This is a genomic window from Melaminivora alkalimesophila (genome assembly GCF_000282995.1).
In the GTDB taxonomy this organism is placed as follows: domain Bacteria; phylum Pseudomonadota; class Gammaproteobacteria; order Burkholderiales; family Burkholderiaceae_C; genus Melaminivora; species Melaminivora alkalimesophila.
Genome location: NZ_ALEE01000413.1, coordinates 1 through 583, shown reverse-complemented (window position 1 = coordinate 583; position 583 = coordinate 1). Strand labels below are relative to the sequence as shown.

The 583-nt window shown below is 75.6% G+C and carries 1 protein-coding gene; it reads left to right on the top strand.

What is annotated here, in order from left to right:
- Positions 1 to 583 (top strand): zf-TFIIB domain-containing protein (locus A612_RS07985; RefSeq protein WP_019373981.1); only part of this gene is annotated, 583 nt, incomplete at both ends.

Genomic DNA, 583 nt, shown 5'->3' with positions numbered 1-583 from the left:
CGGCCAGCGGCTGACGCTGGACCTGTGCTTTGCCTGCCAGGGCATCTGGTTCGATCCCCAGGAAACCACCCGCCTGGCGCCGGCGGCGGTGCTGCAGCTGTTCGAGCTGCTGCACGAGCGCCGCGGCGAGCAGCACCGCCCGCTGGCGCAACGGCTGGACTGCCCGCGCTGCAGCCAGCCCCTGGAGCGCGGCTACGACCTGGCGCAGGGCGGGCGCTACGTGGCCTACCGCTGCGCCGGGCGCCACGGGCGCTTTGCCACCTTCGGCGCCTTCATGGTGGAGAAGGGTTTCGTGCGCCACCTGAGCCGGTTGGAGATCGAGGCGCTGGCGGCGCGCGTGGACAGCATCGCCTGCACGGCCTGCGGCGGCAGCGTGGACATCCGGCGCGACCACGCCTGCCCCTGGTGCCGCTCGGCGCTGTCGCTGCTCGACCCGCAGGCGGTGGACCGCGCCCTGGCGCGCTTCGGCCAGTCCGCGCTCGACAGGGCGCGGCGCGCCGCGGAGGCACGCTCGCCCGGGAACCTGGCGGATGCGCTGATCGCCCTGGAGCGCCACCGCGCCCGCGAGGAGCGGGCCCGCCAG